Below are 15583 nucleotides of genomic sequence, written 5' to 3' on the forward strand. Positions count from 1 at the left end.
AAGATCCTCTCCGACCAACCGAGGACCATGAAACCCGTGTAATCATGGCGGTCCACCGGCTCTGGCCCCCCGAGGAGGAGGCGTGACGGAACCCGACGACGCAACCGGCCCGTCCGGACACGGCGAACCGATCCGCGTGCTGATCGTTGACGATCACGCGTTGATCCGCCGCAGTCTGGAGATGGCGCTGGCCGCGGAGACGGACATCGAGGTTGTCGGCGAGGCGAGCGACGGGCAGGAGGCGGTCGAACTCGCCGACCGCCTCACCCCGGATGTCATGCTCATGGACGTCCGGATGCCACGGAGGAGCGGTATCGAGGCCACTCGTGAGATCAAGGCCTCGGTGCCGAGCACACGGATCATCATGTTGACGGTGAGTGACGAGGAGGAGGATCTCTTCGAGGCGATCAAGGCGGGTGCCACCGGCTATCTGCTGAAGAACGTCCAACTCGACGAGGTCCCGGAGGCCGTCCGCGGCGTCCACGAGGGACAGTCGCTGATCAATCCGGCGATGGCCGCCAAACTCATCAGCGAGTTCGCCAACATGAGCCGTAAGGAGGCCGAGCGCCCCCCGCAACTCCCCGTTCCGCGCCTGACCGACCGGGAGATGGAGGTGCTCCGTCTCGTCGCGAAGGGCATGAACAACCGCGAGATCGCCAAGCAGCTGTTCATCTCGGAGAACACCGTGAAGAACCACGTCAGAAACATCCTGGACAAGCTTCAGCTCCACTCCAGGATGGAGGCGGTGGTCTACGCGGTCCGCGAGCGGATGCTTGAGATCACCTGACGCGTGCCCGGTGCGGTGACCGCCCGGCGGTCACCGCGCCCGGCCCCGGGCATCACGTTCGCGGGCCGGGCCGCGAGGTCACCGCGCTCAGCCCTGGGCGCCGTCCTTCAGGGCGTCCTGCAGGGGGCCGGCCAGGAGAGGATCGACGCGCTCGACCCGGACGGCCTCGCAGCCGACCCAGCTCGCGGCCTCCCAGAGCGCTCCGGCCAGCGATGCGGCGCCCCTGGCCGGTGTGACATCGCCTTCGAGGCTCACCTGACGGGCCACCAGCGTGGCCCCCTCCCGGGCCGGGTCGATCCGCCCGATCAGCCGGCCCCCGGCGAGGACCGGCATCGTGAAGTAACCGTGGACGCGCTTCTCCTTGGGCACGTACGCCTCAAGGCGGTGGTTGAAGCCGAACACGCGGGCGGTGCGGGCGCGATCCCAGACCAGGGAGTCGAACGGGGAGAGCGGGGTCGTGCGGTGACGGCCCCTGGGCTCGGTCTCCAGCGCGGCCGGGTCGGCCCAGGCGTCGGCGGACCGCTCGGGCCACCCGGCGACGCGGACGGGCACCAGCCCGGTGGAGCCGTCGAGCAGGCACGCGTCGAGCAGCCGTGCCTCCGGGGCCTTCAGCCGCAGGAAGTCGACGAGGTCGGCACGGGTGGCCACGCCGAGCGCGACCCCGGCCATCCCGGCGAGACGGGTGACGCACTCGGCGTCGGACAACTCCTCGGCCAGCAGATCCGCTGGGACCGCGCGCTCCGCCAGGTCGTAGACGCGGCGCCAGCCCACCCTGCGCGTGCAGACGACCTCGCCGGTGTCGAGCAGCCACTCAATGGCGATCTTGGAGTCCGACCAGTCCCACCACGGTCCGCCCTTCTTGGCGCCGCCGATGTCGGCGGTGGTGACCGGGCCGCTCTCACGGACCAGGTTCAGCACCTTGTCGACGCTGTCGGGGACCTCGTGCCAGCGGAACTTCCTCGCGCGGAAGTATCTCCGTCTGAAGGCGTACAGCGCCCAGTCGCCGATCGGCAGGATGCAGGCGGCGTGGCACCAGTATTCGAAGGCCCGCGCGGGCTCGTCCCAGTAGGCCCGCTCGACCTCCTGCCTGCCGACGGCGCCGAGGCGGGCGTACGCGACCAGCTCGTGGGAGCGGGCCAGCACGGAGATCGTGTCGAGCTGGACGGCGCCCAGACGGCGCAGGGTCGCGGGGGCGCCGCCTCGCCGGGACTCGGCGCCCAGGAACCCCTGGGCGCGCAGGATGACGCGGCGGGCCTCGTCGGAGGAAAGGGAGAGCTGCATGACCGCCCCAGGGGGAGACAACACGTCGTGGGCCGAGGCTAGCGCCTGACACCGACAACGCGGCCACGCCGGTGTCAGGGGGGCGCGTCCGGAGCGGGCGGGGTGAACCCCGGGGCGGGCGGGGATGAGCGCGCGCCCGCCGCGTCCGGGGATGAACCGGGGCGAACCCCGCCGTGCCGGGCGGTCAGTCCAGGACGCTCCGGCCGGTTCCGCTCATCCTGCGAGGAGCCTCGACGACGATGTCCTGGAAGACGCGGAAGACCAGGATGAGAACGCCGCCCATGGCGCAGACCGCCGCACCCATCCAGAAGACGAACCAGTTGGGGCCCAGACAGAGGGCGACCCCCGCGACGGTGAAGCCCAGCAGGATCACGGTCACCGCGAGCCAGGACGACGCCCTTCCCCCGTGGCCCCCCGAGCCCTTGTGGAGCGCGGGACCGCCGTCGTCCCCCTGACCCTCGTGGGTCCCGCCACCTGCCGGACGTGTGTCCTCCGTCATCACGACTCCTCCTCCCAGGCAGTGACCAGGCATGGCGACGCGCCCGCGCGAATCCCTCGCGGACGCGGCAAAGAGCGACATACCCTATGAAGCTGGTCGTACTCTCTCAAAGAAGCGGGCAAGGAACTCCCAGGGCCACAAGAGCGTCTTTGAGGGTGGCTGTGTCTGGTGGCGGAACCGCCTACGATGGCAGCGGAGAACCATGTCTCGTCCTCAGCCGGGCCGGTCCGGCCGCGGAAGACCTGCGAGGAGCTTTACCTAAAGTGCCAGCCTTTCTCGATAGAATTCTTCGCGCCGGCGAAGGCAAGCTTCTGCGTAAGCTCAAGCGGATCGCCGACCAGGTCAACTCCATCGAAGACGACTTCACGAGCTTGACCGACGCCGAATTGCGCGCGCTCACCGACGACTACAAACAGCGTTACGCCGAGGGTGAATCCCTTGACGACCTGCTTCCCGAGGCGTTCGCCACCGTTCGTGAGGCGTCCAGGCGGGTTCTGGGCAAGCGTCACTTCGACGTGCAGATCATGGGCGGGGCCAACCTGCACATGGGCAACATCTCGGAGATGCGCACCGGTGAGGGCAAGACCCTCACCTGTACGCTGCCCACCTACCTCAACGCCATCTCGGGCAAGGGCGTCCACGTCATCACGGTCAACGACTACCTGGCCAAGCGTGACGGCGACGAGATGGGCCGTATCCACCGCTTCCTCGGTCTCGAAGTCGGCGTGATCCTGGCCAACATGCCGGCCGACGAGCGTCGCAAGCAGTACAACGCCGACATCACGTACGGCACGAACAACGAGTTCGGCTTCGACTACCTGCGCGACAACATGGCGTGGTCGCTCGAGGAGTGCGTCCAGCGCGGCCACCACTTCGCCGTCGTCGACGAGGTCGACTCCATCCTCATCGACGAGGCCAGGACGCCGCTGATCATCTCCGGCCCCGGCGAGCAGTCCGGCAAGTGGTACGCCGAGTTCGCCAAGATCGTCCCCCGGCTCCGCAGGGGCACCGAGGGCAAGGACGGCGAGGAGAACACCGGCGACTACGCCGTCGACGAGAAGAAGCGCACGGTCGGCATCTTCGAGTCGGGCGTGGAGAAGGTCGAAGACTGGCTCGGCATCGAAAACCTCTACAAGCCCGAGCACACCCACCTGGTCGGCTTCCTCAACAACGCGTTGAAGGCCAAGGAGCTCTACAAGAAGGACAAGGACTACATCGTCGTCGACGGCGAGGTCCTGATCGTCGACGAGTTCACCGGTCGAGTCCTGCACGGACGCCGCTACAACGAGGGCATGCACCAGGCCATCGAGGCGAAGGAAGGCGTCAAGATCAAGGACGAGAACCAGACTCTCGCCACGATCACGCTGCAGAACTACTTCCGCCTCTACGAGACCCTCTCCGGCATGACCGGCACCGCGGCGACCGAGGCCAACGAGTTCCACCAGACCTACAAGCTCGGCGTCGTCCCGATCCCGACGAACCGGCCGATGATCCGCAAGGACCAGGCCGACGTGGTCTACAAGACCGAGGACGCCAAGTTCCTGGCGAGCGTCGAGGACATCAAGGAGCGCTACGAGCGGGGCCAGCCGGTGCTGGTCGGCACCACGAGCGTCGCCAAGTCCGAGCGCCTCGCCAAGGAGCTCAAGCGCAAGGGCGTCAAGCACGAGGTCCTCAACGCCAAGAACCACGCCCGTGAGGCGGCCATCATCGCCGAGGCGGGCCGCAAGCACGCCGTCACCGTGGCGACCAACATGGCCGGTCGAGGCACCGACATCATGCTCGGCGGCAACCCCGACTTCCGCGCCGACCTGGAGCTGCGCAGCCGGGGTCTCGACCCGGTCGAGACCCCGGAGGAGTACGACAAGGCCTGGGGCGAGGCGCTGGAGAAGGCCAAGGCGGCCGTGCAGGCCGAGCACGACGAGGTCACCGAGCTCGGCGGCCTCTACGTCCTGGGCACCGAGCGGCACGAGTCGCGGCGCATCGACAACCAGCTCCGCGGTCGTTCCGGCCGTCAGGGCGACCCGGGCGAGTCGCGCTTCTACCTCTCGCTCGAAGACGACCTCATGCGCCTGTTCAACTCGGCGAGGGTCGAGATGATCATGACGCGTCTCAACATCCCCGACGACGTCCCGATCGAGTCCGGCATCGTCTCCAAGGCCATCGCCTCCGCCCAGCACCAGGTCGAGCAGCAGAACTTCGAGATCCGTAAGAACGTTCTGAAGTACGACGAGGTCATGAACCGGCAGCGCAAGGTGATCTACGCCGAGCGTCACCGGGTGCTGGAGGGCGCGGACCTGCACGAGCAGATCCGCGGCTTCGTCAACGACGTGATCGACGAGTACATCGCGGGCGCCACCGCCGAGGGCTTCGCCGAGGAGTGGGACCTCGACAAGCTGTGGAAGGCCCTCGGCCAGCTGTACCCCATCAGCATCACCGCCGAGCAGCTCATCGAGGAGGCCGGGGGACGCGAGGAGCTGACCGCCCAGTTCCTCGACGAGCGGATCAAGGCCGACGCGATGGCCGCCTACGACCGTCGCGAAGAGGAGATCAACGCCCAGGCCATGGACCCGGAGGCGATGCGGGTGCTGGAGCGCCGCGTCATCCTGTCGGTCCTCGACCGCAAGTGGCGCGAGCACCTCTACGAGATGGACTATCTCCAGGAGGGCATCGGCCTGCGGGCGATGGCCCAGCGCGACCCGCTGATCGAGTATCAGCGTGAGGGCTTCGAGATGTTCTCCCAGATGCTTGAGGGCATCAAGGAGGAGTCGGTCGGCTACCTGTTCAACCTTGAGGTCGAGGTCCAGAGCAACCCGATCGTCGAGGAGCACGACCACTCCGAGGACGCCGCGCTCGCGGAGACCCGCTCGATCATCGCCCGTGGCCTGCGCGGCCCGCAGCGTCCCGCCGAGCTGGAGTACACGGCTCCCGGCGAGAGCGGCGAGGTGGAGCACACCCGGGTCAGCACCAAGGCACAGCGCGACGCGTACGGCAACGTGGAGCGCAACGCCCCGTGCCCCTGCGGCTCCGGCAAGAAGTACAAGCGCTGCCACGGAGACCCCAAGAACGTCGAGGTCTGACCGTCGCCGGAGGGCCCGCACCACCACGGTGCGGGCCCTCCGGCATGTCCGGATCTCGTCCGCTCCGGGCGGAGTGCGGCGGGCCGGGGGCGGTGGCCGCACGGATTCCGGCAACGAGCGGTCACGGGCGTGGCGGGCTCCGCGTGGGAGCGGCCGGCCACGATTTCCTGGAACGAGCGACGCGTGCGGCGGACTCTGTCGCGAGCGGGCCGGTCAGGGGGTCGTCGGCTTCACGGCCTTCGGGGACGAGCTGCGGACGCGGCGGTGGGCCTGGGCGTCGCGGGCCCTCGGCGCGGGACGCGGTCGGGGGCCGTCTCGAACTCGGTGCACAGCCAGCGCACGCCCCTGCGTTCCAGCCGCAACGCCAGGACGCGCGAGCGGTCGCCGCAGTCGACCACGACGCACATCTCCACGATCCCGTCCTCGGGCTGGGAGACGTGGACCCTGCCGACCCGGGGCGGGCGCGCACTGTCGATGACCTTCCCGCTCCTGGCCAGCTCGGCCAGGACCCTGCCGGTCAGGTGGCGGGAGACGCTCGCCGGGGGGCGTCTTCCGGACAGGATCTCGGCGACGGCCTGCGCGAGGGCCCGCAGTCTCCGCTCGTCGGGGACCGCGCCGGGCGGGCCCCAGACCAGCGGTTTCCCGGCCGAGGAGCCAGGCTCTCGGGGATCGAGGGCGAGAGCGAGGGTGCCCTGCACGTACGGCGGTACGGCCGGGGCGTTCCCGGTGGGGCGGTCGTCGTCGTAGGGCGGTTCCGCGGCGGGGGAGGGGGCGATTCTGGGGAGTGCTGCCGGGCGTCGTGGGGGCGGCATGAGGGCTCCGATGTGCTGGTCCGGGGGCGGGGAAATCAACACATCAGGGAGTTTCCGGCCCGCTGTGCAGATACGCGGCCCGCCAACTTCCCGGAAATCGCGGTCGCTTCGTCCTGTTGGGCGGAGAAGGTCGCCTCAGGTTGGAGCGGTCGCCTCCGGTGATGAGGCGGGTTGTGGCCAGAGCCGTGATCGCCGACGGACGGCCGAAACCACTCGGCGCACCTCAGCAGGAGAGGGGCGGTCCGCTCTCCGTGTCTCCCCGTGCCCGGCCACCGTCCGCGCCTCCCCGCACCGGGGCGGAGGACTCCCCGGAGTCGACGTCGGGTTCGGGCTCGCGGCCGGGGGTCATGATGTTCAGTCTTCTGATCAGGAAGGTGAAAACGGTGTAGTAGATCACCGCGTAGAACAGCCCCATCACGATGATGATCGGTATCCCCCGGGCGTTGGGCGCGGTCCCGTACAGGCCGAGGTCGATCAATCCGGAGGAGAAGCTGAAGGCGAGTTTGGCGCCCAGGGCGGAGGCGACGGCCATGGAGATGCCGGTGAGCACGATATGGATCACGAACAGGACCGGCGCCACGAAGATGAAGGCGAACTCGATCGGTTCGGTGATCCCGGTGAGGAACGCGGTGAGCGCCGCGGAGATCATGATCGAGCCGACCGCGGTGCGGCGGTGCGGTGGCGCGGCCCGCCAGATGGCGATCGCGGCGGCGGGCAGGCCGAACATGAGGACCGGGTAGAAGCCGGCCTCGAAGCCGCCGTAGCCGACGGCGCCGTTGTTGAAGCAGATCAGGTCCCCGGCGAGCTTCTTGCCGTCGACCACGCACTCGGGCACCTGGGTCCAGATCACGTTGTTGACGATGTGGTGCATGCCGAGGGGGAGCAGGGCGCGGTTGATCATGCCGTAGATCCCGGCGCCGAGCTCGCTGTTGGAGGCGAGCCAGGCCCCCGAGGCGCGGACCCAGCCGCCCAGCAACGGCCAGACGAAGCCGAAGAGCACGCCGATCACGAGCCCGGCGAAGGCGGTGAGGATCGGCACCAGGCGACGCCCACCGAAGAAGGCGAGCCAGGTCGGCAGCTTGGTGCGGTAGTAGCGCTGCCAGAGCAGGGCCGAGACCAGGCCCATCACGATCCCCCCGAGCACCCGGGTCGGGTTCTGCGCGCCGAGGTTCAGCACCGTGTCGGGGACGCCGGGGTCGCTCCTGTCGAACACCTCCGTGGTGATGGGCCCCCTCAGATCGGCGTCGAAGAGGATGAAGAACATGTTCATGCTCACGGCGTGGAAGACCAGGTAGCCGACGAGTGCCGCCAGGGCGGTGGAGCCGTCGGCCTTGCGGGCGAACCCGATGGCGACGCCGATCGCGAACAGGATGGGCAGGTTGTCGAACAGGGCGCCGCCCGCGGTGCCGACGACCCGGGCCACGTCGTCGAGCAGCGCGCTGTCGGTCCGGCCGAGGAGGTCGTCCTGCCCGAGCCGGAACAGCAGACCCGCGGCCGGCAGGACCGCGATCGGCAGCATCAGGGACCGTCCCAGGCGCTGGAGCACGCTCATCGCCGCGGACCCGCGCGGGTGGGCGGCGGGCGGACCCGCGTCCGCCGAGAGAGGGCTCATCGGGCTTTCCTCCAGAGGCTGGAAGGGAGGAGGGCGGCGAAGGGGCGGTGGGCGGGGGGTGACGGTGGCGGTACGGGCACGGCGGATGGGACGTTGTCGGAGGGCGAGGTCGGAGGGCGAGGTCGGCGGTGGACGGGACGTGCGCGGGAAGTCGAGGCCGGTGGCCGGTCTCGGATGTGGTCGAGAAGCGGGATCGGTGGCGGGTCTCGGCTGTGGCCGAGAAGCGTGGTCAGCTGCGGCGGGTCGGTATCTCCAGGATCGTACGGAGCTGGTAGCGGTCGGCGCGATAGGTGGACACCCCGAGTTCCGCGCAGACGCCTCCCGCGAAGGAGCGTCGCTGGAGTAGCAGCACGGCCCCGCCGCGCGGCAGCTTCAGCAGGTCGGCGTCACCGGGATCGGCGATGCCGCCGTCGATGGTGAGCTCTCCGGCGTCGAGCACCAGGCCGTAGCGGGTCTCCAGAAGGGCGTAGAGGGAGCGGCCCGTCAGGTCGTGGGTGTCGAGGTCGGGCGCGAGGGAGACGGGAATGTGGGCCCGCTCGATGCACATGGGCTCGTCGGCCGCGGTCCGCAGCCGTTCGATGAAGTGAACCTCTTCGCCCGGCTGGATGCCGAGTTCCCGCGCCAGGTGCGCGCTCGCCCTGACCACCCGCCGGTCCAGGTCGCGGGAGCCGGGTTCCATGCCCCTGGCGCGCATCTCGTCGCTGAAGGAGGTGAGCCGCAGGGACATCTCGATCTTGGGGCGGGCCACGAAGGTGCCCTTGCCCGCCACCCGCTGCAGCCTGCCCTCGGAGACGAGGTGGTCCACGGCCTGCCGCACGGTCATGCGGGACAGTCCGAAGCGCTGGCAGAGCTCGCGTTCCGACGGGATCGCCGTGCCGATCGCCAGCTCGTTGTTCTCGATGAGATCGAGCAGGATCTCCCGGAGCTGGAAGTATTTGGGCACCGGGCTGTCCGGATCGATCCGGGCCACAGGATCCTCCCCCCTCGATCTGAGATGCCTCATGAGTTATGGTTCGTACTGGTCTAGTCCGGACTAGACCACAGGCCGGAAAAGGGTGTCAACGTACGGACCGGAGACGGATCGGTAACGGCCCGGTCTCGTCCGTCCGAACCGAAGGATGAGCGCGAGATGACGACCAAGATGCGCAGCGAGATCGCCGAGCAGCCCGCCGCGCTGCGAGCCACGCTCGACGCACTTCTCCCCAGGGTCGGGGAGGTGGAGCGGCTCGCCGGGCAGACCCGCCAGCTGCTGTTCATCGCCCGCGGCACCTCCGACAACGCCGCGGTCTACGGCCGCTATCTCGCCGAGACGCACACGGGCAGGCTCTCCACGCTCGCCGCTCCCTCGATCGCCACGACCTACCGGCGCAGGCTGGACCTCGACGGTGTGCTGGCCGTCGCCCTCTCCCAGTCGGGCAGGACCGAGGAGATCGTCGAGACCCTCGCCTGGGCGAAGGACTGCGGCGCCAGGACCGTGGCCATCACCAACGGCGGCGAGCAGACCCCCCTCGCGCAGGCCGCCGACCTCGCCCTGTGCACGGTCGCGGGCGAGGAGAAGGCCGTCCCCGCCACCAAGACCTACACCACCGCGCTCGCCGCGCTCGCCGTGCTCGCCCTCGGGCTCGGTGCGGACGTCGACGCCGCCGACCTGCGGCGGGTGCCGGACGCGGTCGAGAAGCTGATCGGTGACCCGGGCGACCTAGAGGCGATCGTCGAGGGCCTGGCCGACAAGCCGGGTGTCGTGGTCTCCGGCCGGGGTCTGGCCTTCTCCACCGCGCTGGAGGTGGCGCTCAAGCTCAAGGAGGCCTGCTACCTGCACGCGATGGGCCTGTCGTACGCCGACCTTCTGCACGGCCCGATCGCCGTGGTCGACTCCGACACCCCGGCCATCCTGGTCGCGGCGGGCGAGGGCCCGACCCTGGCGGGCACCGTGGCGCTCGCGGAGAGGGTGACCGGCGCGGGCGCCTCGGCGTACACGGTCGGCGGCGGCGATGCGCTCTCCTCGGTCGCCACCGCCGCGCTGAACGGCCCCGACCTTCCCGAGTGGGTCGCGCCGCTGGGCCTCATCGTCCCAGGTCAGCTGCTCACCGAGGCGCTCGCGCGCAGGCTGGGGATCGACCCCGACTCCCCCCGAGGTCTCAACAAGGTGACCCAGACCGACTGATCGTGACATGTCCTTTAGCCTGGTCATAGCCTTGGGGACAGGGTGATCACATCTGGAGGGCGACATGGCGGCCGACGCCGACGCGATCATCGCTGGACTCGGTGGGGCGGACAACATCATCGAGATCGAACCGTGCATCACCCGGCTCCGCACCGAGGTGCGCGACGCCTCCAGGGTCGACCAGGCCGCCCTGCGGGCGGCCGGCGTGCACGGTGTGATGGCGGCGGGCAACGTCGTCCAGGTGGTGGTGGGCCCCGAGGCCGACACGATCGCCAGCGACATCGAGGACATCATCGGCTGAACACGACCGACATGGACATGGGCACGGGCACGGGCCGATCAGGGCAGGGGAGGACGCTCTCACGGCGGGGGTGTGCCCGAACGGCCCGAACGGCCCGAGTGGTACGGGCGACGCGGGCGGCAGGGGCGGCAGGGTCAGGGACGGGCCGCCCTCGCGGGCGGCGGCAGGCCGAGGGGGGAACGGTGACCACAGTTCTGGCACCGGTCGCGGGGGTGGCCGTGCGGCTCGGCTCGGTGCCCGACCCGGTTTTCTCCGAAGGACTGGTCGGGCCCGGTGTGGCGATCGAGCCGGACAGGGCACCCGGCAGGGTGCTCTCTCCCATCGCGGGCACCATCGTCAAGCTGCACCCGCACGCGTTCGTGGTCGTCGGCGACGACGGCCGGGGGGTCCTCGTCCACCTCGGCATCGACACGGTCGAACTCAGGGGCGAGGGCTTCGAGACACTGGCCGCCGAGGGTGACCGGGTGAGCGCGGGGCAGCCGGTGGTGGCGTGGGATCCGGCCGGGATCGAGGCCGGCGGTCGCTGCCCGATCTGCCCGGTCGTGGCGCTCGACGCCGCCGCGAGTGCCGTCACCGGCCTCGCCACGGGGGCCGTCGACGCCGGGGACGACCTTTTCGAGTGGGACGATCCGGTCTGAGAGCTCGCGGAAGCGACCACGAGACACCGGCCGTGCGACACCGGCCGCGAAGCCGAGAGTGGGGACGAGAAGTGGCGACGACAGCGAGACCGCCCGTGAAGGCGGCACTCTTCGATCTCGACGGAACGCTGATCAACACCGAGCGGCGGAGCATGGCGATGTGGTCGATGCTGCTCGACAGCCACGGGGTGGTCCACGACGAGATCGTGCTGCGCGGATTCATGGGACGGCGTGGGCGCGACGTCCTGACGGAGCGCGCCCATCTCTTCCCCGGTAAGCGGATCGACGACCTGATCGAGGAGGTCTTCTCCTTCCAGGATCATCCAGGCCTGCCCGGCATCGTGCCGGTGCCCGGCGCCGCCGAACTGGTCCGCAGGGTCGCGGCGCACGGTTCGCCGGTCGCGGTCGTCACCTCCGCCGACCGTGACTGGGCGGAGGAACGGCTCGCGCAGGTCGGTGTCCGCGACCTGCTGGAGACGATCGTGTCCGCCCACGACGTGATCGTGGGCAAGCCCGATCCCGAGGGATTCCTCCTGGCCGCCGCACGCCTGTCGGTCGATCCGGCACACTGTGTGGCGTTCGAGGATTCCATTGCCGGGATCACGGCGGCGAAGGCGGCGGGCATGGCGTGCGTGGGCATAGCGACCACGCACGCGGGCACCGAGCTGGCCGGGGCCGATCTCGTGGTCACCGACCTGACGGGGGTCGCCTGGCCTCTGTCGCCCAACGATCTCGCGGTCTAGACCGCGAGAGGACTCTCGGGAGGAACACGTGGCCGAGCGCCAAGTCATCGTCAAGTCGGAGGTCGGCCTGCACGCCAGACCCGCCGCGACGTTCGTCCAGACGGCCGCCAAGGCGTCCCTGGACGTCACCGTCGCCAAGGGGGGCGGTGAGCCGGTGAACGCGAAGAGCATCCTGGGGGTCCTCTCGCTCGACGTCAGGGAGGGCGACACCGTGGTGATCAGGGCGGAGGGTGAGGGGGCCGACGAGCTCGTCGACCGGCTGGCCGACATCGCGTCGGCGCCGTGAGCACACTCACCGGGGTGGGGGTCAGCCCCGGGGTCGGTGTCGGCCCCGCCCACGTGCTCGCGTACGAGGCGACCGTCCCCGACCCTGACTCCCGGCACGGCGGGGACGCCGGGGACGCCGAGGCGGAGCTGGCCAGGGCCGGGCGGGCGCTGGAGCGGGTCGCCGCCGACCTGGAGGAGCGGGGGGTCCGCGTCGGAGGCGAGGCGAGGGAGATCCTCCAGGCGCAGGCCATGATGGCGCGCGACCCCGGCCTGGCCGACGGGGTGGCGAGGCTGGTCGAGGCGGGCACCTCCGCGGCCCGCGCGGTCTACGAGGCGTTCGGCCACTACCGCGACCTGCTCGCCGCGGCCGGGGGATACCTCGGCGCGCGCGTCGCGGACCTGGACGACATCAGGGACCGTGTCGTCGCGGTGATCGAGGGCAGGTCGATGCCCGGCGTGCCCACCGGCACCGGGCAGCCGTACGTCCTCGTCGCCCGTGACCTGGCGCCCGCCGACACGGCGCTGCTGTCTCCCGACGTGGTGGCGGCCTTCGTCACCGAGCAGGGCGGACCCACCGGCCACACCGCGATCCTCGCCCGCGCCCTGGGGGTGCCGGCCGTGGTGGCCTGCCAGGGGGTGACCTCGATCGTTCCGGGGACGCCGCTGCTGGTCGACGGTGCCTCGGGCCTCGTACGGCCCGAGCCCTCCGACGACGAGGTCCTCCGGGCGCGCGAGGCCGCCGCCGCGCGGAAGGCGGGACAGGCGTCCGCCAAGGGGCCGGGCAGGACCGCCGACGGGCACGCCGTGCCGCTGCTCGCCAACATCGGCGGGCCGCGCGACGTGGCCGCCGCGCTGGAGCACGGGGCCGAGGGGGTCGGGCTGTACCGGACCGAGTTCCTCTTCCTCGACCGGGCCGAGGCGCCCTCAGAACAGGAGCAGGAGGCCGCCTACCTGGAGGTGCTGGACGCCTTCCCCGGCGGCGGGGTGGTCGTGCGGACCCTCGACGCGGGAGCCGACAAGCCCCTCGCCTTCCTGCCACCGGGAGCGCACGAGCCCAACCCGGCGCTGGGGGAGCGCGGGGTGCGGCTGTTCAGGACGCACCCGGAGATCATGGACACCCAGCTCGCCGCGCTGGCCGCGGCGGCCTCCCGTTCGTCGGCGAGGCTCCAGGTGATGGCGCCGATGGTGGCCACCGCCGAGGAGGCCGCCTGGTTCGCCGCCGCCTGCGACGCGGCGGGGCTGCCGTCGGCGGGCGTGATGATCGAGATCCCGTCGGCGGCCCTGCGCGCCGCCGACCTGGCGGTCCGTGCCGCTTTCTTCTCCATCGGCACCAACGACCTCGCCCAGTACGCCCTCGCCGCCGATCGGCAGCTGGGCGCGCTGGCCGGGCTCCAGGAGGCATGGCAGCCCGCGCTGCTCGACCTGGTCGCCCTCGCCGCGGCGGGCGCCGCCGAGCGCGGGAGGCCGTGCGGGGTCTGCGGTGAGGCCGCGGCCGATCCCGCCCTCGCCTGTGTCTTCGTCGGGCTCGGGGTGACCTCGCTGTCGATGTCCGCCCCGTCGCTGCCCGCCGTGCGGGCCGCGCTGGCGCGCCACACGCGGCAACAGTGCCACCTCGCCGCCGTCGCGGCGCGGGCCGCCTCCTCCGCGGGCGAGGCGCGCGCCGAGGCGCGCTCGCACCTGCCCGGCCTCGCCGATCTCGGCCTCTGACGTGGGCGGATCCCCTTCACAGGTGGCGAGGACCCGGCGGGTGAGGGGCGTGGGGCCGGTGGTGACCGGGTGGATGCGGAGGCAGTGGTGCGCGAGCCCGGATAGCGTAAGCGGCATGGCTCGGTGGACACGTGTGGCGGGTATCGCAGTGATCGCGACGATGATGGCGGGATGCGCCGAGGCGGGGATGGCCGCTCCACCCACCTCGGGTGCCACCCGGGCGGACGAGACCCCCGCGAACGCCGACGCGGCGGCACCCACCGGCACGACCGCTGTGACCCCCGGGCCCCCCGGGGCCGCTGTGACCCCTGAGACCCCCGGTACCCCAGATCCCTCCGCTCCCCCCGCGGCCTCCGCGACGGCGGAGGCGCCGGGCGTGGAGGGCGTGCTCGCCGCGATGAGCGTGGAGGAGAAGGTCGGCCAGCTGTTCATGCCCGTGCTCTACGGCCCGTCGGCCGACACGGCGTCGGGGGAGAACCAGGCGAGGTTCGGCGTGGACACCCCGGCGAAGATGGTCGCCCGCTATCGCCCCGGAGGGGTGATCCTCTTTCCCTGGGCGGGCAACGTGAAGAATGTGCGGCAGGTCGTGGCGTTGACCAACGGGCTGCAGAAGGCGTCCCCCGAGATCCCGCTCCTGATCGGCATCGACCAGGAGAACGGCAAGGTCTCCCGCCTCGCCCCCCTGGTCACCCCCCTGCCCGGGGCCTCGGTCATCGGCGCGACCGGCGACGTCTCGCTGGCCCGCCGGGCCGCCAAGGTGACGGGCACCGAACTGCGCGCCCTGGGCGTGAACCTCGACTTCGCGCCCGTCGCCGACGTCAACCTCAACCCGCGCAACCCGGTGATCGGCCCGCGCGCGTACGGCTCCGACCCGAAGAAGGTGGCGCCGATGGTCGCCGCCGCCGTACAGGGCTTCCACGACGCGGGAATCGGGGCGACGGCGAAGCACTTTCCCGGTCACGGTGACACCACCGTCGACAGCCACACCGGGCTGCCGGTGATCAAGCACTCCCGGTCCCAGTGGAACAGACTGGACGCTCCGCCGTTCGCCGCGGCGATCGGCAAGGACGTCGACGCGATCATGAGCGCGCACGTCGTGATGCCGAAGCTCGACCCCTCGGGGGACCCCGCCACCCTCTCCAAGCCGATCCTGACCGGGCTGCTCCGCGAGAAGCTCGGCTTCGACGGGGTCGTCTCGACCGACGCGCTGGACATGGCGGGGGTACGCAAGAAGTACCGCGACGGGGAGGTCGCGGTACGGGCGATCCAGGCGGGGGTGGACCTGCTGCTCATGCCGCCGGACTACCGCGAGGCCCATCGGGCGCTGCTCGCCGCCGTGGGGTCCGGAAAGATCTCCGAGGCGCGGCTCGACCAGTCCGTCCGGCGACTGCTGAAGCTGAAGGCCGCTCGCGGCCTGCTGAACAAGGCGCCGGTCGCCGACCCCGCCAAGGCCGAGCGGGTGCTTCGCTCGGCCGAGCATCTCAAGGTCGCCCGGCTCATCGCCGCACGGGGCCGCTGAGCGGGACCCCGGGGCTCCGTGCCGTCAGGGGTGGATCAGGCGACCTGAAGGTTGCCGGTCCTGGCCAGCGAGACGACGAGCGACTGGATGATGCGCGTGAGCAGGGCCTCGATCAGCATGACGGCGGCCTTCGCGATCACGGTGGAGATGAATCCGGACATAGTAACCTCACAGGG

General features: G+C 70.8%; 15 protein-coding genes. 9 read left to right on the plus strand and 6 right to left on the minus strand.

What is annotated here, in order from left to right; genetic code table 11:
- The first annotated feature begins 82 nt into the window (after positions 1 to 82).
- Positions 83 to 787 (plus strand): response regulator, encoded by a 705-nt coding sequence (locus ABT352_RS20760; RefSeq protein WP_350946500.1) that lies wholly within the window; start codon positions 83 to 85, stop codon positions 785 to 787.
- Positions 788 to 874: 87 nt separating this feature from the next.
- Here the strand turns inward: ABT352_RS20760 and ABT352_RS20765 are convergent, their stop codons facing one another.
- A complete protein-coding gene (locus ABT352_RS20765) occupies positions 875 to 2068 on the minus strand; it encodes a winged helix-turn-helix domain-containing protein (RefSeq protein ID WP_350946501.1) in 1194 nt (397 codons plus the stop codon).
- Positions 2069 to 2252: 184 nt separating this feature from the next.
- Positions 2253 to 2567: an HGxxPAAW family protein gene (locus ABT352_RS20770; protein WP_350946502.1), complete on the minus strand. Its 315-nt coding sequence runs from the start codon at positions 2565 to 2567 to the stop codon at positions 2253 to 2255.
- A 263-nt stretch (positions 2568 to 2830) separates the two neighbouring features.
- On the opposite strand from ABT352_RS20770, the gene secA reads away from it, so the two are divergent.
- Positions 2831 to 5644, plus strand: coding sequence for a preprotein translocase subunit SecA (gene secA, locus ABT352_RS20775; protein ID WP_350946503.1), 2814 nt, complete (start codon positions 2831 to 2833; stop codon positions 5642 to 5644).
- Positions 5645 to 5874: 230 nt separating this feature from the next.
- Here secA and ABT352_RS20780 read toward each other — a convergent pair whose 3' ends face one another.
- The 3 genes from ABT352_RS20780 to ABT352_RS20790 form a co-directional block, all read right to left on the minus strand.
- The gene (locus ABT352_RS20780) at positions 5875 to 6456 is read right to left on the minus strand and encodes an Rv3235 family protein (protein ID WP_350946504.1); all 582 of its coding nucleotides are present in this window, start codon (positions 6454 to 6456) and stop codon (positions 5875 to 5877) included.
- Between the two features lie 223 nt (positions 6457 to 6679).
- Positions 6680 to 8068 carry a PTS transporter subunit EIIC gene (locus ABT352_RS20785; protein WP_350946505.1) on the minus strand — a complete coding sequence of 463 codons (1389 nt, stop codon included), beginning with the start codon at positions 8066 to 8068 and terminating at the stop codon, positions 6680 to 6682.
- 229 nt (positions 8069 to 8297) lie between these two features.
- Positions 8298 to 9038: a GntR family transcriptional regulator gene (locus ABT352_RS20790; protein ID WP_350946506.1), complete on the minus strand. Its 741-nt coding sequence runs from the start codon at positions 9036 to 9038 to the stop codon at positions 8298 to 8300.
- Positions 9039 to 9197: 159 nt separating this feature from the next.
- On the opposite strand from ABT352_RS20790, the gene ABT352_RS20795 reads away from it, so the two are divergent.
- The 7 genes from ABT352_RS20795 to ABT352_RS20825 all read left to right on the plus strand — a co-directional run bounded on the left by ABT352_RS20795 (position 9198) and on the right by ABT352_RS20825 (position 15407).
- Entirely contained in the window at positions 9198 to 10232 is a 1035-nt protein-coding gene (locus tag ABT352_RS20795; RefSeq protein WP_350946507.1) for an SIS domain-containing protein, read from the plus strand.
- A 64-nt stretch (positions 10233 to 10296) separates the two neighbouring features.
- Positions 10297 to 10533: a PTS sugar transporter subunit IIB gene (locus ABT352_RS20800; RefSeq protein WP_350946508.1), complete on the plus strand. Its 237-nt coding sequence runs from the start codon at positions 10297 to 10299 to the stop codon at positions 10531 to 10533.
- 182 nt (positions 10534 to 10715) lie between these two features.
- Positions 10716 to 11171, plus strand: a complete 456-nt coding sequence (locus ABT352_RS20805) for a PTS sugar transporter subunit IIA (RefSeq protein ID WP_350946509.1) — start codon at positions 10716 to 10718, stop codon at positions 11169 to 11171.
- Between the two features lie 95 nt (positions 11172 to 11266).
- Positions 11267 to 11914: an HAD family hydrolase gene (locus ABT352_RS20810; protein ID WP_350946510.1), complete on the plus strand. Its 648-nt coding sequence runs from the start codon at positions 11267 to 11269 to the stop codon at positions 11912 to 11914.
- 28 nt (positions 11915 to 11942) lie between these two features.
- A complete protein-coding gene (locus tag ABT352_RS20815; RefSeq protein WP_350946511.1) occupies positions 11943 to 12200 on the plus strand; it encodes an HPr family phosphocarrier protein in 258 nt (85 codons plus the stop codon).
- Complete coding sequence (gene ptsP, locus ABT352_RS20820; protein WP_350946512.1) at positions 12197 to 13888, plus strand: phosphoenolpyruvate--protein phosphotransferase; 1692 nt, start codon at positions 12197 to 12199, stop codon at positions 13886 to 13888. The genes ABT352_RS20815 and ptsP overlap by 4 nt, the downstream gene beginning before the upstream one ends.
- Positions 13889 to 14003: 115 nt before the next feature.
- Positions 14004 to 15407, plus strand: a complete 1404-nt coding sequence (locus tag ABT352_RS20825) for a glycoside hydrolase family 3 protein (protein WP_350946513.1) — start codon at positions 14004 to 14006, stop codon at positions 15405 to 15407.
- Between the two features lie 35 nt (positions 15408 to 15442).
- Here the strand turns inward: ABT352_RS20825 and ABT352_RS20830 are convergent, their stop codons facing one another.
- Positions 15443 to 15568 (minus strand): hypothetical protein, encoded by a 126-nt coding sequence (locus ABT352_RS20830; protein WP_350946514.1) that lies wholly within the window; start codon positions 15566 to 15568, stop codon positions 15443 to 15445.
- Positions 15569 to 15583 lie beyond the last annotated feature (15 nt).

This window comes from Streptosporangium sp. NPDC000563, from assembly GCF_040299985.1.
Taxonomy (GTDB): domain Bacteria; phylum Actinomycetota; class Actinomycetes; order Streptosporangiales; family Streptosporangiaceae; genus Streptosporangium.

Bases quoted from the DNA above. Each gene is read 5' to 3' on its own strand.
- ABT352_RS20800 (WP_350946508.1), top strand. From the start codon at position 10,297: ATGGCGGCCGACGCCGACGCGATCATCGCTGGACTCGGTGGGGCGGAC.
- ABT352_RS20795 (WP_350946507.1), top strand. From the start codon at position 9,198: ATGACGACCAAGATGCGCAGCGAGATCGCCGAGCAGCCCGCCGCGCTG.
- ABT352_RS20825 (WP_350946513.1), top strand. From the start codon at position 14,004: ATGGCTCGGTGGACACGTGTGGCGGGTATCGCAGTGATCGCGACGATG.
- ABT352_RS20830 (WP_350946514.1), bottom strand. From the start codon at position 15,568: ATGTCCGGATTCATCTCCACCGTGATCGCGAAGGCCGCCGTCATGCTG.
- ABT352_RS20780 (WP_350946504.1), bottom strand. From the start codon at position 6,456: ATGCCGCCCCCACGACGCCCGGCAGCACTCCCCAGAATCGCCCCCTCC.
- ABT352_RS20785 (WP_350946505.1), bottom strand. From the start codon at position 8,068: ATGAGCCCTCTCTCGGCGGACGCGGGTCCGCCCGCCGCCCACCCGCGC.
- ABT352_RS20765 (WP_350946501.1), bottom strand. From the start codon at position 2,068: ATGCAGCTCTCCCTTTCCTCCGACGAGGCCCGCCGCGTCATCCTGCGC.
- ABT352_RS20770 (WP_350946502.1), bottom strand. From the start codon at position 2,567: ATGACGGAGGACACACGTCCGGCAGGTGGCGGGACCCACGAGGGTCAG.